13 protein-coding genes are annotated in these 17,273 nt (G+C 52.3%); 6 read left to right on the forward strand and 7 right to left on the reverse strand.

Features of this window, described 5'->3' with window-relative positions; translation table 11 throughout:
• Positions 1-5: 5 nt before the first annotated feature.
• Genes lpxK through BZG25_RS11060 form a run of 3 tightly spaced genes read right to left on the reverse strand, consistent with a single transcriptional unit; the run spans position 6 to position 5,012 of the window.
• Positions 6-1,001: a tetraacyldisaccharide 4'-kinase gene (lpxK, locus tag BZG25_RS11050; protein ID WP_077639069.1), complete on the reverse strand. Its 996-nt coding sequence runs from the start codon at positions 999-1,001 to the stop codon at positions 6-8.
• 2 nt (positions 1,002-1,003) lie between these two features.
• A complete protein-coding gene (gene msbA / locus BZG25_RS11055; RefSeq protein WP_046073142.1) occupies positions 1,004-2,758 on the reverse strand; it encodes a lipid A ABC transporter ATP-binding protein/permease MsbA in 1,755 nt (584 codons plus the stop codon).
• A 43-nt stretch (positions 2,759-2,801) separates the two neighbouring features.
• On the reverse strand, positions 2,802-5,012 hold the full coding sequence (locus BZG25_RS11060; protein ID WP_158010257.1) for a DNA internalization-related competence protein ComEC/Rec2: 2,211 nt from the start codon (positions 5,010-5,012) through the stop codon (positions 2,802-2,804).
• A 116-nt stretch (positions 5,013-5,128) separates the two neighbouring features.
• Between BZG25_RS11060 and BZG25_RS11065 the strand changes: the two genes are divergently transcribed.
• On the forward strand, positions 5,129-5,686 hold the full coding sequence (locus BZG25_RS11065) for a DUF2062 domain-containing protein (RefSeq protein WP_046073140.1): 558 nt from the start codon (positions 5,129-5,131) through the stop codon (positions 5,684-5,686).
• A 204-nt stretch (positions 5,687-5,890) separates the two neighbouring features.
• Here BZG25_RS11065 and lolE read toward each other — a convergent pair whose 3' ends face one another.
• From lolE to BZG25_RS11080, 3 genes are read right to left on the reverse strand one after another with little or no spacing between them, the layout of a single operon-like run.
• A complete protein-coding gene (lolE, locus tag BZG25_RS11070) occupies positions 5,891-7,129 on the reverse strand; it encodes a lipoprotein-releasing ABC transporter permease subunit LolE (protein ID WP_077577742.1) in 1,239 nt (412 codons plus the stop codon).
• Positions 7,126-7,815, reverse strand: coding sequence for a lipoprotein-releasing ABC transporter ATP-binding protein LolD (gene lolD / locus BZG25_RS11075; RefSeq protein WP_046073138.1), 690 nt, complete (start codon positions 7,813-7,815; stop codon positions 7,126-7,128). The genes lolE and lolD overlap by 4 nt, the downstream gene beginning before the upstream one ends.
• Entirely contained in the window at positions 7,808-8,995 is a 1,188-nt protein-coding gene (locus tag BZG25_RS11080) for a lipoprotein-releasing ABC transporter permease subunit (RefSeq protein ID WP_077639071.1), read from the reverse strand. Before BZG25_RS11080 ends, lolD begins: the two co-directional genes overlap by 8 nt.
• Positions 8,996-9,189: 194 nt before the next feature.
• Here BZG25_RS11080 and BZG25_RS11085 point away from each other — a divergent pair, with 194 nt between their 5' ends.
• The 5 genes from BZG25_RS11085 (at position 9,190) to BZG25_RS11105 (ending at position 15,633) form a co-directional block, all read left to right on the forward strand.
• On the forward strand, positions 9,190-9,783 hold the full coding sequence (locus BZG25_RS11085) for a hypothetical protein (RefSeq protein ID WP_046073136.1): 594 nt from the start codon (positions 9,190-9,192) through the stop codon (positions 9,781-9,783).
• Between the two features lie 4 nt (positions 9,784-9,787).
• The gene (gene mfd, locus BZG25_RS11090; RefSeq protein WP_046073135.1) at positions 9,788-13,252 is read left to right on the forward strand and encodes a transcription-repair coupling factor; all 3,465 of its coding nucleotides are present in this window, start codon (positions 9,788-9,790) and stop codon (positions 13,250-13,252) included.
• Positions 13,253-13,280: 28 nt separating this feature from the next.
• Positions 13,281-14,147 (forward strand): peptidoglycan binding protein CsiV, encoded by an 867-nt coding sequence (locus BZG25_RS11095; protein WP_077639072.1) that lies wholly within the window; start codon positions 13,281-13,283, stop codon positions 14,145-14,147.
• A gap of 212 nt (positions 14,148-14,359) precedes the next feature.
• Positions 14,360-15,301, forward strand: a complete 942-nt coding sequence (locus BZG25_RS11100) for a hypothetical protein (RefSeq protein WP_131826112.1) — start codon at positions 14,360-14,362, stop codon at positions 15,299-15,301.
• A gap of 2 nt (positions 15,302-15,303) precedes the next feature.
• Positions 15,304-15,633 (forward strand): hypothetical protein, encoded by a 330-nt coding sequence (locus BZG25_RS11105; RefSeq protein WP_077577736.1) that lies wholly within the window; start codon positions 15,304-15,306, stop codon positions 15,631-15,633.
• A 58-nt stretch (positions 15,634-15,691) separates the two neighbouring features.
• Here the strand turns inward: BZG25_RS11105 and BZG25_RS11110 are convergent, their stop codons facing one another.
• On the reverse strand, positions 15,692-17,080 hold the full coding sequence (locus BZG25_RS11110) for a DEAD/DEAH box helicase (protein WP_077639074.1): 1,389 nt from the start codon (positions 17,078-17,080) through the stop codon (positions 15,692-15,694).
• Positions 17,081-17,273: the final 193 nt, after the last annotated feature.

Below are 17,273 nucleotides of genomic sequence, written 5' to 3' on the forward strand. Positions count from 1 at the left end.
TTCCTTTATTTTTTATTCGCGTTTGTTCGCAAACGTTCTATCTTGGTGAATACGGCCTGAGCTACCTCGTCAGGCAGCCGTGCCTCTACCGGTAAATACCACCAGTTATCTTGTGCGATCCCTTGGTATTTTACCGCATCTTTTTCTGTCATCAGCAAATGTTGCCCCTTCTTGCTCAACCTGTCCAGCTCGTCGGCGTTGAGGGTTTGATGATCATTAATTCCTTGGCTGTGAACGGGTGTTACGCCCATTTGCTGCAAGGTATTAAAAAAGCGTGGTGGATGGCCAATCCCGGCGACTGCCACCACTTGCGGTAGCATTGAGGCTTGACAGCGTTGTCCCGTACGTAGGTTAACGGCCAAGCCAGGCACCAGATGCATCCCCCACTCTTGCCCTTGTGGTGTCCCACCGTTAGTGACCAACATATCGACGCTCTCAAGCCTATCGAGTGATTCGCGCAACGGCCCCAAAGGTAGATAATGACCGTTACCAAACCGGCGCTGGCCATCAATGATCACGATCTCTATGTCTCTTTCAAGCTGGTAGTGCTGGAGACCATCATCTGTGATCACGATATCGACACCTTCTTGCAGGATACGTTTAACCGCCTCGCTGCGGTTGGGGTCGACACAGACAGGAACTTGGGTGCGACGTGCTATCAAAACCGGCTCATCCCCCGCCGTGCGCGGTGGCGTGGTTTGGCTGAGTAAGAGTGGATAGTGCTCAGATTTACCGCCATACCCGCGTGACACCACCCCTGGACGGTAACCATTCGCTTTTAGTTGTTCCACCAACCAAATCACAAACGGGGTTTTGCCATTGCCGCCAATCATGATGTTCCCCACCACGATAACCGGCACTGGCGCCGAATAGCGCTGCGTTTTGCCGCGCAGATATTGACGCCGACGATGGCGCGCTATCATGCCAAACAACGCACTAAACGGTCTTAATAATACCGACCATAGCGGGCGTTGATGACCAAACCACAGTTGCTCTAGCATGCTCAGTCACCAAACTGAATACGGTGAAGCTGCGCATAGGCCCCCTCACGTTCAAGAAGCGCTTGATGACTGCCTCGTTCGACAATCTCACCTTCATCCACAACCAAAATTTGATCGGCATCTTCAATGGTCGACAGACGATGGGCGATCACCAACACGGTACGGTTTTTTTGCAATTCATCCAGCGCCGCCTGAATAGCGCGCTCCGACTCTGTATCCAGTGCCGACGTTGCCTCATCCAGGATCAAGACGGGCGCATTACGTAACAAGGCACGTGCGATGGCTAAACGTTGGCGTTGTCCGCCAGACAGGCTGACGCCGTTTTCACCAATCATGGTGTCATAGCCATGATCGAGCCCGCGGATAAAATCATCGGCATAAGCAAGTTTCGCGGCGTGCTCGACTTGCTCACGGCTATATTTGTCTTCTGCGGCATACGCGATGTTATTCGCGACCGTGTCATTAAACAGATGAACGTTTTGCGACACCACCGCGACATGCTGACGCAAATTACCTAGGGTATAGTCCTCAATCGGTACGCCATCGAGCGTAATCACACCACTGTCTAGTTCATAAAAACGGGTTAACAGGTTAGCAATGGTGCTTTTTCCTGACCCTGAACGCCCAACCAAGGCCAGCGTCTGCCCTGCTGGCAATTCAAAGCTCACATGGTTGAGGGCCGGCGCATCTCGAGTGGGATAGGTGAAGACCACATCCTCAACCTTAATGTCGCCACTCACTTGCTCCACCGCGTGTGTCCCGGTGTCTTTTTCGGTCTCCAGCTCCATCAGATTAAATAAACTGTGGCAAGCCGCCATCCCGCGTTGGAACTGAGAGGTCACGTTGGTCAAGGATTTAAGTGGGCGCATCAGACCAAACATGGCACCAAACACCACCGCAAAGGTACCTGCAGTTAGCTCAGAGCGAATCGCCTCTGTGTTGGCCAAAATCAACACCACCACCAATGCCATTGACGCAATCAACTGGATCACTGGGTTGGCAATCGCTTGTGCGGACACCAGCTTCATGGTCTGCTGACGCATACGATTACTGACTTTCTCAAAACGTGTCTTTTCAACGTCTTGTCCACCGTAACTAAGCACCACTTTGTGCCCTTTGAGCATTTGCTCGGCGGAGCTAGTCACCGACCCCATTGCATCTTGCATATTGGAAGAAATGCGACGGAAGCGCTTAGAGACGATGCGGATAGAAATCGCGACCACCGGCGCAATCACCAGAAGAATAGCGGAGAGCTGCCAGCTTGACCAAAACATCAACGCCATCAAACCGATGATGGATGCCCCTTCGCGCACCAAACTGACCAACGCGCTACTGGTCGCTGACGCCACTTGTTCTGAGTCATACGTAATCCGAGAAAGCAGTGCCCCGGACGACTCTTGGTCAAAAAAGCTGACGGGCATTTTCATAAAGTGATTGAACATCCGGCGGCGCATGGTCATCACCACATGACCCGACACCCAAGATAAGCAATAAGCGGACACAAAGCTCGACAAGCCACGTATCACCATGAGTGCGACCAAATAGACAGGCATCCATTTGAGGAAATCGCCTTTGACATCATCATAGGTAAAGCCTTGATCAAGCAACGGCTTCAGCATTGAGAGCATCAGGGTGTCACTGGCGGCATTAATCACCAAGGCGATAATGGCAACAATGAGCCCTACTTTATAGTTGGCAATGTAGGGCCACAGCTGCTTAAACGTCTGCCAGGTCGTTTTATCTTGATATTCGCTCATTAAAATCGTTTAGATGTGTTAAACAGACGGGCATTCTACTCTTTTACAAGTCCGCGTCCAAATATACTGGCCGACGTTTAAACATCTGACGATACCAATAATCGCTGCGATCCTGCCGCCAACGTGTTAACTGCCAACCAGAGCCGACACTCTGCCAACGCACTTGGCCATTCGCCGCCGTATCAAGCCAGGTGATACCGGCGTTTTGATAGGCCAATTTCACCTCTGGTGACGGAAGCTGCCATGGGTTGAGAAGCCCAGTTGACGCCACGCCCCAAACCGGATCAACGGCGCGAATAAACGCGGAGGAAGATGAAGACGCACTACCATGGTGGGGCACCAAAATGATGTCACTATCAAGTGCCTTTTTGTCGGTCAGAGACGCCAACAAATCAGCCTCCCCACTGGCTTCTATATCGCCAGTGAGCAACGCGCTACGCCCATCGCCAGACACTCGGATCACACAGGAATCATCATTATCAGCACGCCGCTTTTGTGCCGGAGGCCAGAGTACCGAAAAGGTGAGTCCTTGCCAGCGCCAACGCTCGCCGGCCACACAGGCTTGATACCCAACGCGCCGCTCACTGGCGCGGCGCCACTGTGGTGAATAGGTATCAGACATAAACGTCGCGCCACCATCGTGATCACTGTCGCCATGACTGAGAATGAGGCCATCTAACTGCCTGATTTGCCGATGTGTCAGAATCGGCGCGATAACCGCCTGAGCAATGCCACCCACCTGCCAGCGGTTGCCAGTGTCATAGAGCACCGCGCGGTTATTCTTACTGATCAATACCGCCAACCCATGCCCGACGTCCAACACATCCATTTGCCAGTTGACCGGTTTGGGGTTTCGCCAAGCTACCACGGCTGCGACAAGGACCAGCATCACCGCCTTTAAACGATGCCAATGCCACCCGTAGAGTCCCCAAGCGAGCACCATCGCCGATATTGCCCAGCCTGCCGAAGCGACTGGGGCGGGTAACCAGGTGTCCGCCGCCTGATCGGCCAGTGCCATCACCGGTTGAAGGCTGGCATTTGCCCCGTCCCACACCCAATCTGCGACACGGGAAAGCGATAAACTCTCACTCAGCAGGCCGACAAAGACCAGCGGTACGGTCACCATACCCACCCAAGGCACCGCCACGAGGTTAATGGGCGTGGCAGCGGCGCTGATCCCTGCAAATAACCCTAGCTGCAAAGGAAGCATTCCTACCAATAGAATCAACTGTATACCGATAAGCTGCTTGATAGGGCGAAGCCAAGACCGTGTTTGTTTTCGACCCTCGGTGGTGTGAGCAAGTGTGTAATGCGCCATGCATAAGGCCCCCACGGCGGCAAATGAGAGCCAAAAACTCATTGAGAAACCGGCGAAAGGGTCGCGGAGCAATACCAATAATAAGGTTAACTGCAACAGATTCAGCGGCGAAATCCGCGCTCCCAAGCGTTTACTGATCGAGACCAGCATCAAGGCAATGAGCGCGCGTTGAGTGGGCAGTGCAAACCCGGCTAATGCCGCATAGAGCGACGCCACCCCAACTGCAACGTACAAAGGCAACCATAAAAACAGGCGTCGTTCCGGGAGAAAGACGCGCGCCCAACGGCCGATTTGCCACCCTATTCCGTAGGCCAAACCAATATGCAACCCTGAAATAGCCATCAAATGCGCCAAACCACTGTGCGTCAGCGTGTCCCAGTGCGCTGGGGTTAACCACCCTCGCTCGCCAAGGCTCAATGCCAATAAATGCGGCCCATAGGACAGTGTTGATAAAGCGGGACTAAGCGTATCGAGTAGTTGTTGACGCCAAGTCACTTGCTCAGTCAATTGCGTTGCTTCTTTTAGCCGAGCTTTGGCATGTACTCGCCGTGCAACATAATATTTTTCAGCATCAAAACCTGCCTCGTTTAATCGCCCATAAGGCGGCTTAAACGTTACCACCAATTGCCAGCGCTCGCCTTGCTTAGGATACGGGGGAGATTGCCAATAAACACGCACTCGGGCTGAGCGAAAAGGCGGCAATCTTGTGTGATTAATTTTATCGGCGTCAAAAATAATCGCTTGCGCCCCCTTTTTTGCGCTGAAAAGGGTGCCCACTGTCCCACTGATTGTAGTATCCTCTTGGTGTGAAATGACGTGGATCACGTCGGCTTGATACAAGTTTGCGGACAATACAGTCCAAGTGAGTCCTAACGCGCTTCCAGCAAGCCACCACCAACGTCTTTTCCACCCAACAAAGAAGACGATCACTGTCATGATGCAGACCCAAATTGGCGGTAATATTGGCCACCAAGGTAGCGACAGCACGGCCAGTGCGGCAGTCAATGTAAAGGTCAGCGTCATTGCGTAATTTCCAGGTAATGTAAACAGGTATGCCTAAGAAGTTTTTCCAACGCTATATGCCCAAGCGTGAAACATTGCGCGACAATAAGGCACTCAGGGTGTTTGGTAGCCTGTTGCATGATCCCAACTTATGGTGCCTTAACCGCCGGTCGGCTTCCGGTGCCTTTGCCGTCGGCCTGTTTATGGCATTTGTCCCCCTACCAAGCCAAATGATCATGGCTGCCGGCCTAGCGATTCTGTTTGGGGTCAACCTGCCGCTTGCCGTCGCGTTAGTATGGGTAAGCAACCCCATCACCATGCCGGTGCTTTTTTATCTTGCTTATAAGCTCGGCACCTGGATGATGAACAGTCCCCCATACCCGTTCCACTTTGAACTATCGTGGCATTACTTGGCGGAGCAAATGAGCCACATCGGCCCACCGTTTTTATTAGGCTGCGCCACCAGCGGACTGGTGATGGCTGTCATCGGCTATTTCACCGTACGCGGTATCTGGCGCTATTCTGTGGTCAGAAGCTGGGAAAAACGTAAGTTACGCTTGCCTAAGAAAATTAAAGAAGTGTTGCCTAACCCAAACAAGCCCTCTTAAATCGTCCTGATTTAATCTACGCGAGGCACCAAACGCGTCCAAACGCCGTCAGGCAGAAGTGCGATGCAGGCGTCAGCGCCGCGTATACACATGATATTCCCTGCAGGGTTCAACGAGGCAGATCAAAAAGAGCCCATTGTCGGGCTCTTGGTTTTTATAAAATAAAGCGTATCAGTGACCAAAGCATACCAAGCGATATGGCCACTATTTGGCACTCAACACCGCGGCTGGCTCGAGCTGACAGGCTCTTCGGGCTGGATACCATGCGGCAAGCAAACTAAGCAGTATGGCCGTGGTACTCACCAGTATGACATCGGCGGCATGCAGCTCACTGGGTAAGAAATTAATAAAGTACACATCCCCTGATAAAAAGCGATGCCCGAGCCACTGTTCGACCTGAGACAATATCGCCGTGAGGTGAGTGGCGAGGGTGACCCCCAATAGACTGCCCAACACACTGCCTAAGGCACCAGAAAAGAGCCCATACCAAATAAAGATGCGGCGGATCAGTCGATCGTCCGCCCCCATGGTGCGCAAAATAGCAATGTCAGCAGCTCGGTCTTTTACCGACATCATCAAGGTTGAAACCACATTAAAACAGGCCACGCCGATCACTAACACCATCACCAAATACATGATGGTTCGCACCAACTGAATATCCCGATATAGATAACCGAACTCACTCGTCCAGTCTTTCAGATACACATAGGTGGTTAGCGTTTGGCCGACTTCATGCACAATCTGACGGGCCTGCAACACTGGAGACACCTTTAGAGACACACCGGTCACTGACTGTCCTATTTGCATAATAGTTTGCGCGTCCTGAAGTCGCATCAGGGCCAATGAATGGTCGATTTGTCCACCGAGACGCAACAGTCCAGCCACTTGCATTCTCACTCGCTTCGGGGCGCGCAATGCAAGCTGGCTATCCGCCGCGGGAACCATGACCGTTAACCAATCTCCTTGACTGACGCCCAACTTCGCCGCCACGCCTTGTCCCAACACAATCTGCGACTGCCCAGCTGGCAAGCTCTCCCAGCCACCTTCAATATAATCACCAATACGACTCACGGTTTGCTCATCATCCGGATCGACAGCGCGAATTTGCGCAGGTTGCAGCGCAGAGCCATGCTCCATCAACACCGTCATCTCAACATAGGGAGCCGCAGCCTCGACATCGGGATGCTGCTCAGTCTGACGTTTGACCTGTTGCCAGTTATCGATAGGGCCATTGACACCAAACACTTGTGCATGCGGCACCACAGACAGCACACGTTGATTCAGTTCGCGCTCAAAGCCGTTCATCGCAGACAGACCCACAATGATCACCATCACCCCCACCGCAATCCCGATCACTGACGATAAGGAAATAAAAGAGACCAAGCGATTGCGTTGTCTGGCGCGACTAAAACGACGACCGATGGCCAACGATAAAGGCTTCATGCTCCCTCCTGCCCCAGCAACTGACCGTCTTGCATGGTCAGTTGACGATCCAATTTTGCTGCCAGCTCACCGTCATGGGTTACCACTAAAAAGGCCGTGCCATGTTGGGCATTTAACTGGCGCATCAAATCGTAGATTTCGAGCGCAGTGGTATGATCCAAGTTGCCGGTCGGCTCATCGGCCAGTACCAACTTGGGTTCATTGACTAATGCACGTGCAATGGCCACACGCTGCCGTTCGCCACCTGATAGCTCTGCCGGGCGATGGCTGAGCCGGTGTCCGACCCCTACCGCGTTGAGCATGGCCGTCGCACGTTCAGACGCGGCGCTGTGGCTCATTTTGTTGATCAAAAGCGGCATCATCACATTTTCCAGCGCGGTGAAATCGGCGAGCAAATGGTGGAATTGATACACAAACCCAAGCGTTTGATTGCGCAGCTTTGCTTGCTGCTTGGCCGTCATCGCATTGACCGCCTCACCCTCAATCCACACGTCACCTTCCGAGGGCAAATCAAGCGTCCCTAAGGTGTGTAATAATGTACTTTTCCCCGAGCCAGAGGAGCCCACTATCGCCACCAGCTCTCCCGGGGCAATGGTCAAGGAAACATCGTTTAACACGCAGGTCGGCTGTCCGCCCTCTTGATACGTTTTACTGACGCGGTGACAGGACAACAAAGATTTACTCATAACGCAGTGCCTCAGCAGGGTGAACAGATGCCGCTTTAAACGCAGGAAATAGCGTGGCTAGCACACTTAGCACGACCGCTAAGCCTAATACCATCGCCACATGAAAAGGATTAATAACCACAGGTAACGCTAGGCCGTTACCCAGCAGACTCACACCAAAAATAGACATGATTTCATTGATGTATGCCGATAGGATCACACCGAGCACGCCACCTACCGCGGCGCCCAGCACACCACTCAAACTGCCTTGGGCAATAAAGACAGCAACAATGTCTTTATCTTGCATCCCAAGAGTTTTTAAAATCGCGACCTCAGATTGTTTCTCCATGACCACCATGATCAGCGCGGAAATAATGTTAAACGCGGCGACAATCACAATCAGGCTGAGCATCAAGCTCATCATGTTCTTTTCCATTTTTACCGCTTGAAACAGCTCGCCGCGCCAAACACGCCAATCCGTCCATGTATCGGGTTCAGCGTTTGCCTTTAATTGGGTAATGGCAAATGGATCATCTAAAAACAGGCGTAAATCGTTGGCTTGAGACGGTGACACCCCACTGAGTCTCGCCACATCGTCGATGTTAGCCAGCATTAATTGCCCGTCGACATCCGTCCCTGTGTGAAAGATACCCGCCACCGTAAATAAGCGCTGTGCGGGGATCCGACCTATCGGTGTAAAACGACTCGCACTGGTTACCATCACGCGGACAGCATCCCCGACGCGAAGTTGTAACTCAGTGGCCATGCTACGCCCAATGATCACTTGATAGCGCCCGGCTGCCAGTGCCGACAGTTCACCTTGCAATAGGTGGGAAGCCAAGGGCTCATGTGCACTGGGGTCGATGCCCTCTAACAAGCCGGCGCTTAAGCCTTTGCGGCTTTGAATCACGGCATCCGTGGTTTGTATCGGCGCCGTATCAATCACGTGAGGCCAACGCTCAATCGCGGTTTGATCTGGGTTTGCTTGCCCGTTGGCAATAATCGCGTGAGGCAACACGCCGAGAATTCGGCCTTTCAGCTGAGCTTCAAAGCCATTCATCACCGACGAGACGGTGATCAACGCCATCACGCCAATGGCAATGCCTGCCGTCGACATCGAGGAGACGAAGCGTCCAAAACGGTCGGCTGAGCGGCCGCGTAAGTATCGCAAGCCAATAAACACCGACAAGGGTTGAAACATAGCGCACCTAGCTTATTGTTTTGATTCGCTGCAAGCATACCTGTCCAATGGGGGGACGCCAAGCCGACCTTGTACGAAAGGCACCATTGTCACCCCAATTAACGCCTCACCGCCCCCAGAAACTGCGACTGATCTTTACCTCTTGCCAAGGGTGCGTGATAATCATTAATACAACTGCAATCTAAGGCACAGTGATGAGCCAAGACGAATATTTTTCTGTGCGAGCGGCGATTCGCATTAATGTTGAGCCTCTTGCTGACAATCAAGCCCAGCCAGATGCGCAGGCTTTTACCGCCGAAATCCCGGCACCTTTTCGCCTGGCGAGTCAATGCGGCCAGCTCGATAGCGACGTAGAAAAAGATCTTAAAGCGATCGATCCGGAGGATGCCTCTGCGTTATTCCGGGTGCTGCAGGCGCAAAACGAAAAAATGACACTGATGATGGGCTATATGCTCAGCCACGAAGATCAGCCCGACCATCGCTTTGTGACACACGCCTTTGGGGCGAGCAGTTTTTCTTATCATAGTCATTCGCCGCTTAAAAAAGGCGTGCACGCGCGCGTGAAGTTGTTTCTCGATTATCCGCCAACGGCCATCTATTGCTACGGCGTCGTGACGAGATGCGAGCCTCACACCGACAGCGATCAAGAAAACCCTGACTATGTGATCCAAATTCAGTACACGCGTTTATTGGAAGAAGACCGCGACACGCTCATTCGTGCGGCGCTGCATCATCAGCAAAAACTACTAAAAAAGCGTGCACGAAACCGAAAACAATCAAGCAGTTAAACTCATGACCCAACAACCGCTCTATGCTTTTACCCTGCCCTCAGGGCCAGGCGACGTCAAACATCTTGGCAATTTATCAGGGGCTGCGTTACCGCTAGCCATTGCGACGCTCACCCAGCAACACGCCGGTCCGGTGTTCCTTTTGGTGCCCGACAACCAGACTGCGGTGCGTTTGCAGCCCGCCATTCGTCAATTTACCCAGGGTAACTGCGACCTCCTGCCTGATTGGGAAACCCTGCCTTACGACAGTTTTTCTCCCCATCAGGATATTATTTCCGCGCGTTTGTCTTGCCTGTATCAGCTTCCTCATCAACAAGACGGGGTACTCATTGCGCCCGCGAGCACCGCATTACAGCGCGTGACGCCGCGACATTTTCTCCATCAACATGCCTTAATGGTGAAAAAAGGCGATATCTTATCGCTTGAGAAGTTGCGTGATCAGCTGACAGACGCCGGCTACCGCCACGTTGACCAAGTGATGGAGCATGGCGAGTTTGCGAGCAGAGGCTCGATTCTCGACTTGTTCCCAATGGGCAGTGACGAACCTTACCGGATCGATTTTTTCGATGATGAAGTCGATACCATTCGCCAATTTGATCCAGAAAACCAACGCTCCACGGGTGAGCTAGAACAGATCCAGCTATTACCCGCGCATGAATTCCCCACCGATGACGCGGCAGTGGAATATTTCCGAGGCCGTTTTCGCGAGCATTTTGAGGCGCGCCGAGAGCCAGAATCTATTTACCAACAAGTGAGTAAAAAAACCTGGCCGGCTGGGATTGAATACTGGCTGCCACTGTTTTTTGAACACACCGAAACCTTGTTCGATTACTTACCGAACAACACCTTGGTTTTATCGGTCGGGGATATTGACAGTGCGATTGACCATTTCCAAGCCGACGTGGCAACCCGCTATGATCAACGACGTGTCGACCCGCTTCGCCCACTGTTACCCCCCGAGGCGTTGTGGCTCAGTAAAGAGCGCTTACACACCACCTTAAAGCAGTACCCTCGCTTAAAGCTAGAAAGTGACAGCGTCACAGAAAAAGCGGGGCGAGAAAACCTCGACATTGCGCCGCTGCCAACGTTGACGGTCAATCACCAAGCCAAGGAGCCCCTCGCGGCGCTACGCCAATTTAGTGAGCAATTTAGCGGCACCTTGGTTTTCTCGGTCGAATCGGAAGGACGACGCGAGGCTCTGCTGGATCTTCTCGCCCAAGCCAAAATTCGTCCCATGGTGGCCGACGGCTTGCAAGAAGCTTTGTCGCAACCCGGTCGATTTGGCTTAATCATCGGCCCGGTAGACCAAGGCTTTATTGATAACACCCGACAATTTGCCCTGATTTGTGAAAGCGACATGTTTGGTGAGCGCGCGGTGCAGCAGCGCCGGCGCGATAAACGCAAGCAAAGTGTCAGCAGCGATGCGGTGATCAGAAGCTTGGCGGAGCTAAAACCCGGCCAGCCCGTTGTCCATCTCGAGCATGGTATTGGACGCTACCAAGGCTTACAAACTCTGGAAGCGGGCGGGCTCAAAACCGAGTACATGACGCTCGAATACCAGCAAGGCGCCAAGTTATATGTTCCGGTTGGCGCCTTACACCTGATTAGTCGCTATTCTGGCGGCGCAGAAGATGCCGCTCCCGTGCATAAGCTTGGCGGAGAAGCCTGGGAGAAAGCACGCCGCCGCGCCGCAGAGAAAGTGCGTGATGTCGCCGCTGAGCTACTCGATGTGTATGCCAAACGAGAGACCAAGCCTGGCTTTGCGTTTAGCCATGACAAAGACGCGTATCGCGCTTTCCGGGCGACTTTCCCGTTTGAAGAAACCAGTGATCAATCACAAGCGATCAACGCGGTACTTTCGGATATGTGTCGCCCCATTGCCATGGATCGCTTGGTATGTGGCGATGTCGGCTTTGGTAAAACCGAAGTGGCCATGCGTGCCGCCTTCTTAGCGGTCAATAACAGCAAGCAAGTTGCCGTGTTAGTCCCCACCACCTTGCTGGCGCAACAGCATTTCGAGAATTTCCGCGACCGCTTTGCTAACCTTCCCGTCCGAGTGGAGGTGTTGTCACGCTTTAAGTCTGCAAAAGAGCAAAAAGCAATTTTGGCCGATTGTGAAGCGGGTAAGGTCGATATTCTGATTGGCACCCATAAGTTACTGCAATCGGATGTGAAGCTACGCGACCTCGGTTTATTGATTGTTGATGAGGAGCACCGGTTTGGGGTTCGCCAGAAAGAGAAAATTAAGGCGATGCGAGCCAACGTCGATATTCTCACATTAACCGCTACGCCGATCCCCAGAACACTGAATATGGCGATGAGTGGCATGCGCGATCTCTCGATTATCGCCACCCCACCGTCACGCCGCCTCGCGGTAAAAACCTTTGTCCGTGAACGCGAAGATACCCTAATTAAAGAGTCATTGCTGCGTGAGATTATGCGCGGTGGCCAGGTATACTTTTTACACAATGATATCGAGACCATAGAAAAAACGGCGAATGAAATCAGTGAAATGATCCCAGAAGCACGCGTGACCGTGGCCCATGGCCAAATGCGCGAACGTGAGCTAGAAAAGATCATGAGCGATTTCTACCATCAACGATACAACGTGCTGGTATGTACCACCATTATCGAAACCGGTATCGATATTCCCTCAGCCAACACCATTATTATTGATCGCGCCGATCACTTTGGCCTCGCACAACTCCACCAACTGCGTGGCCGTGTCGGTCGCTCGCACCACCAAGCCTATGCGTATCTGCTGACCCCCCATCCAAAACGGATGACCAAAGATGCGGTGAAACGACTGGACGCCATTGCCTCGCTCGAAGACCTTGGCGCTGGCTTTACCCTCGCGACCCAAGATCTAGAAATACGCGGCGCCGGTGAGCTACTCGGTGACGAGCAAAGTGGTCAAATCCAATCGGTCGGTTTCACCCTGTACATGGATATGCTTGAGCAGGCCGTCGAGGCACTAAAAGAAGGCAAAGAGCCGAGCTTAGATGTATTGCTGAATGAACAAACAGACATTGAGCTGCGTTTGCCTGCGCTGTTACCGGATGATTATATTCCCGATATCAATATGCGTTTATCGATGTATAAACGCATTGCCAGCGCTAAGTCCAACGATGATATTAATGAGCTGCAAGTTGAGCTGATAGACCGCTTTGGCCTGCTGCCTGACGCCACCAAAAACCTCCTTCATATCCAGCAGCTCAAGATACGCGCCGCGGCATTAGGAGTGAAAAAGATCGAAGCCAGTGATCGTGGCGGCATGGTCGAGTTTCATGAGGACGCGCAAATTGATCCCGGATTCTTGGTCGGGCTGTTACAATCGCGGCCAGACAAGTATAAATTTGACGGGCCAACCAAAATTAAGTTTATCGAAAGTCTCACCGATCGACGGGAGCGGATGAACTTTATTGATGAGCTGTTGACTCAATTTGCAAGTCACCAACTGGTCGCATAATGGCTTGCCAAAGAAAACGGAGTAACCTGTGAAAAATCATTCATGTCACCCACCAGGCTGGCTAGCACGCTATACCAAGCAGAGCCTTTGGGCGTTGCTACTGATCTCACTTAGCCAAACGGTTTTAGCTAAGCGACTTTATGATGTCGAATTGATTGTGTTTAAGCGCAACCAAGACCCTGCTAGCGTGGAGGAAAGCTGGCCAGCACAAACCGATATGGGATCGGTACGTCGTGCAACGCCAGTGACGAACAACAGCGCACTACAAAATGCAGGACTGACCCCACTACCTCGTAGTCAATGGCAGCTGACAAATGCCTACAACAAACTGTCTAACCATGCGGGCTTTACGCCCATGGTGCATGTTGCATGGCGTCAAGATGACAGTGGCCGCGCTGCCCTGCCTTTGCTGCGTGTCAGTGCCGGAAAAGACTATCGCGACCGTTTTAATCCAGACGGTACGCCGGTGACAGCGCAAGCCACCCCGTCAAGCAATACAGCGTCAGATAGCGAACAAGCGTGGGATGAGCAGGCGCTTGAAACCGCGCCCCCTCGCCAGCCCCTCTATGAGCTAGATGGCACACTGCGCGTCTACGTCCAGCATTACTTGTTCGTCGAGGCCGACATGGTGCTACGAGAGCCAAGCGAGCGGCGCGCACTGGTGGAAGACGTGGTCAATATGCCACTGCAAACCACAGATGCGCAGCAAGGGGCCTCATCAAACACGAATAACGTACAAGTCGCGGGCCTAGAAAAGGTGAAGAAGCAGTACCACATCGAGCGCTTTTTGCAGCCTTACGCGTTCACGCACAAACGACGGATGCGCAGTGGCGAAATTCACTATTTGGATAACCCCATGATGGGAATGATTATTCAAGTACGCAAAGCGAACTAGCCTGCTCACCAGATATCCGCTCACGCCTTGTCATCACTCACGATGACAAGGCGCTTTTCTATTCGTCACTTTCATGTAAAAGATAAAGATATCAATTTCATCAATTGTGGCTATTGATGCCACATTCAATTAAAAAGCCTTTATTGCTATTTATAATCGCCGCCCGGCAGCCACACTCATTGATTAAGTCTCATTTATCGGTGAATTGGCCTATGAATATGTGTTTCCCGCCTGCTCTCGTTCAATACCGCAATACAGTCACTTTGGTTGCGCTTCTTACCTTAGCTGGCTGCACGTCCCAACCCTCTCAGCAACTGGTCAAAGACTATGCGCAACAGTCCATCAAGGTGCATCACACCGTTGAATCTGTCTACGTTAGCGCGAAACAGGCGCGTGTTGACGCGGTTCTATCGCGTGCAGTGCGCGATGGGCTTCCGGCTTCCAAACTCAAGATCACACCAATTGCCGATACCGGACAACAACAAGCCCTCGCCGATCTCGTCCGCTACAGCCAGCTTCTCTCCGCACTCGCCACCGAGGATCACAATGCGCGAATCGACCAGGCATCTGAGCAACTACATGACACCCTGAGCTCTCTTCGCGACAATCCTTTTGTTCACGACATTAAGTCGGTGGAAGACGCTGATATCGCGATTGTCTCGACCGGTATCAATGCACTCGGCCGCGCAATGAGCGATACAACGCGTCATCGACAATTGCTGGCCGTAATGGACGCAGGACAACCCGTGATACAGCAAACTATTGCGCGTCTTCGTCAAGACCTCCCCCATTGGCAAATGGCAACCCGGGTCGCTTTAGATCAAGCCCTATCGATTCGTATGCAACTGCTAAACAACCCGAATCGCTGCCAGCAACGTCGCGAGACTCGCTGCATCACCTTCCATACGTCTTATGATCAGCGGCTTAAAGCCTACCGCCATGCTTATCACACCAAACAAAAGCTACTGGGACTGAATGCCTACTTTGCACGCTTAGATCGTACCTTATCGGACTATGTGGCCATGCATAACGCAATCATTGATTCACTCCGTCTAGATAATACCGCCTCTGTGCAAAGCGCCCGCCGTGCGATTGAGACCACCAAGCACCACCTTGATGCGCTTAACGACTTTCAACAGCAGCTAGAGGAGTGACCATGAGCCCCAACGAAACAAGCTATCACCTACTGAAATCGAATTACGACAGCCTCGACCGGTTTTTGAGTCAAACATTGATTGGGCCACAACTGGAACCATTGCAACGAAAAAGAGAACAGCTAGGCGAGCAACTTTATCACTATCATACCAGCATGATTGCCTTGCATAGCGACCAGTTTGAGCAGGATGCGCACGAGTTGGATCGCCTTATCACCCATGCACGCCAAGCACAAAAGGTGATTGATGAGGCAGAAGAGACCATAGAGCACGTGGCAAAAATCGGTAACGCCATTGATAAGGTATTGGCGCAGTTGGCTAAGGTAATCTAAAACAAAAAACCGGCCAACAGCCGGTTTTCTCATTAATCTTCCGCAAACAGGTACCGCATTATGCGCTGTTTTTCGTACCCGTTGGTCGCGCACGACGGGGTTTGTTAGCCGAATTGGCCTCACCGCGCGCTCGCGACGTATTACCCGCCCCTGGCTTACCGCCGCTTGGTTTGTCGGTATGGCGACGATTTTTCCCTACCGGCTTGTGGCCACGTGCATTGTCACCAGAGCGTTGACCATCCTGACGCGGTTTATTCTTTTTCGGCTTCTTGGGCTTGATCGGACGCGTGTCGAGTTTAGACTCTGGCACTGGATTCGCCACCGGAAAGTCCGCCAAGCTATGGCGCGGGAGAACCTGTTTAATCAAGCGTTCAATGGCAAACAAATCTTTGGCTTCATCAGCGCACACCAAAGACACGGCATTGCCTACCGCCCCCGCGCGACCGGTGCGACCAATACGGTGAACATAATCTTCCGCCACATGAGGTAAATCGAAGTTCACCACTTGTGGCAATTGGGCAATATCAATACCACGCGCTGCGATATCCGTTGCCACCAACACTCGCACGTCACCGGTTTTGAATTGTTCAAGTGCTTTGGTGCGCGCGCCTTGGCTCTTGTTACCATGAATGGCGGCGGCACTTACGCCGTACTCATCCAGATAACGCGACAAGCGGTTGGCGCCGTGCTTGGTTTTGCTAAACACCAGCACCTGTTGCCAGTTATTGTCAGCAATCAAAGAAAGCAGCATCGCGGGCTTTTTCTTTTTATCAACCGGATAAATGCACTGCTCCACCCCTGTCGCGGTTTGGTTCGCAGGGCTCACCGAGATCTCAACCGGATTATTCACCAGCTCTTTCGCTAGCTGGCGGATGTCAACCGAGAAAGTGGCAGAGAACAGCAAGTTTTGACGCTTGGCTGGCAACAGTCCCAAGATCTTACGAATATCACGAATAAACCCCATGTCTAGCATGCGATCAGCTTCATCCAGCACCAGCACTTCCAGCTGAGAAAAACGCACCGCATTTTGCTGATACAGATCCAATAAACGCCCTGGCGTCGCCACCAGCACATCAGCGCCTTTGCGAAGCTTCATCATCTGCGGGTTTATCTTCACCCCGCCAAATACCACCATAGAGCTCAGCGATGTATGCTGGCTGTACTGCTCAACATTTTTATGCACTTGGGCGGCAAGCTCACGGGTTGGGGTCAGAATCAGGGTGCGAACGTGGTTAGGTCGCGCGCGTTTACCTGCTTGTAAACGCTCTAAAATAGGCAAAGTAAAGCCTGCGGTTTTGCCCGTCCCGGTTTGCGCGGCCGCCATCACGTCTTGCCCTTCAATCACCGCTGGAATCGCTTTTTCCTGAATCGGTGAGGGTGTGGTATAGCCTTGCTCTTCTACGGCTTTTAATAGTGGTGCAGATAGTCCTAAAGAGGAGAAACTCATCAATTGATCTCAATAAATTAAAAATGTCGTCACAGGCCGCATGGCCCATCACTTAGGGTCATGAATATCAATATCGTGGTATGAGAAAAACTCGGCGTCAGGAGGGTTGCTCTAGAAGTGATATCAATAATCTTGATTGCGGGGCTATTGTGACGCCTTTCATGTCAGGCGGCAACCACTATCATGCAAAATG

Origin of the sequence: Salinivibrio sp. ML198, from assembly GCF_001996015.1 — a bacterium.
Classification (GTDB): Bacteria; Pseudomonadota; Gammaproteobacteria; order Enterobacterales; family Vibrionaceae; genus Salinivibrio; species Salinivibrio siamensis.

Bases quoted from the DNA above. Each gene is read 5' to 3' on its own strand.
- lpxK (WP_077639069.1), bottom strand. From the start codon at position 1,001: ATGCTAGAGCAACTGTGGTTTGGTCATCAACGCCCGCTATGGTCGGTA.
- msbA (WP_046073142.1), bottom strand. From the start codon at position 2,758: ATGAGCGAATATCAAGATAAAACGACCTGGCAGACGTTTAAGCAGCTG.
- BZG25_RS11060 (WP_158010257.1), bottom strand. From the start codon at position 5,012: ATGACAGTGATCGTCTTCTTTGTTGGGTGGAAAAGACGTTGGTGGTGG.
- BZG25_RS11065 (WP_046073140.1), top strand. From the start codon at position 5,129: ATGCCTAAGAAGTTTTTCCAACGCTATATGCCCAAGCGTGAAACATTG.
- lolE (WP_077577742.1), bottom strand. From the start codon at position 7,129: ATGAAGCCTTTATCGTTGGCCATCGGTCGTCGTTTTAGTCGCGCCAGA.
- lolD (WP_046073138.1), bottom strand. From the start codon at position 7,815: ATGAGTAAATCTTTGTTGTCCTGTCACCGCGTCAGTAAAACGTATCAA.
- BZG25_RS11080 (WP_077639071.1), bottom strand. From the start codon at position 8,995: ATGTTTCAACCCTTGTCGGTGTTTATTGGCTTGCGATACTTACGCGGC.
- BZG25_RS11085 (WP_046073136.1), top strand. From the start codon at position 9,190: ATGAGCCAAGACGAATATTTTTCTGTGCGAGCGGCGATTCGCATTAAT.
- mfd (WP_046073135.1), top strand. From the start codon at position 9,788: ATGACCCAACAACCGCTCTATGCTTTTACCCTGCCCTCAGGGCCAGGC.
- BZG25_RS11100 (WP_131826112.1), top strand. From the start codon at position 14,360: ATGAATATGTGTTTCCCGCCTGCTCTCGTTCAATACCGCAATACAGTC.
- BZG25_RS11105 (WP_077577736.1), top strand. From the start codon at position 15,304: ATGAGCCCCAACGAAACAAGCTATCACCTACTGAAATCGAATTACGAC.
- BZG25_RS11110 (WP_077639074.1), bottom strand. From the start codon at position 17,080: ATGAGTTTCTCCTCTTTAGGACTATCTGCACCACTATTAAAAGCCGTA.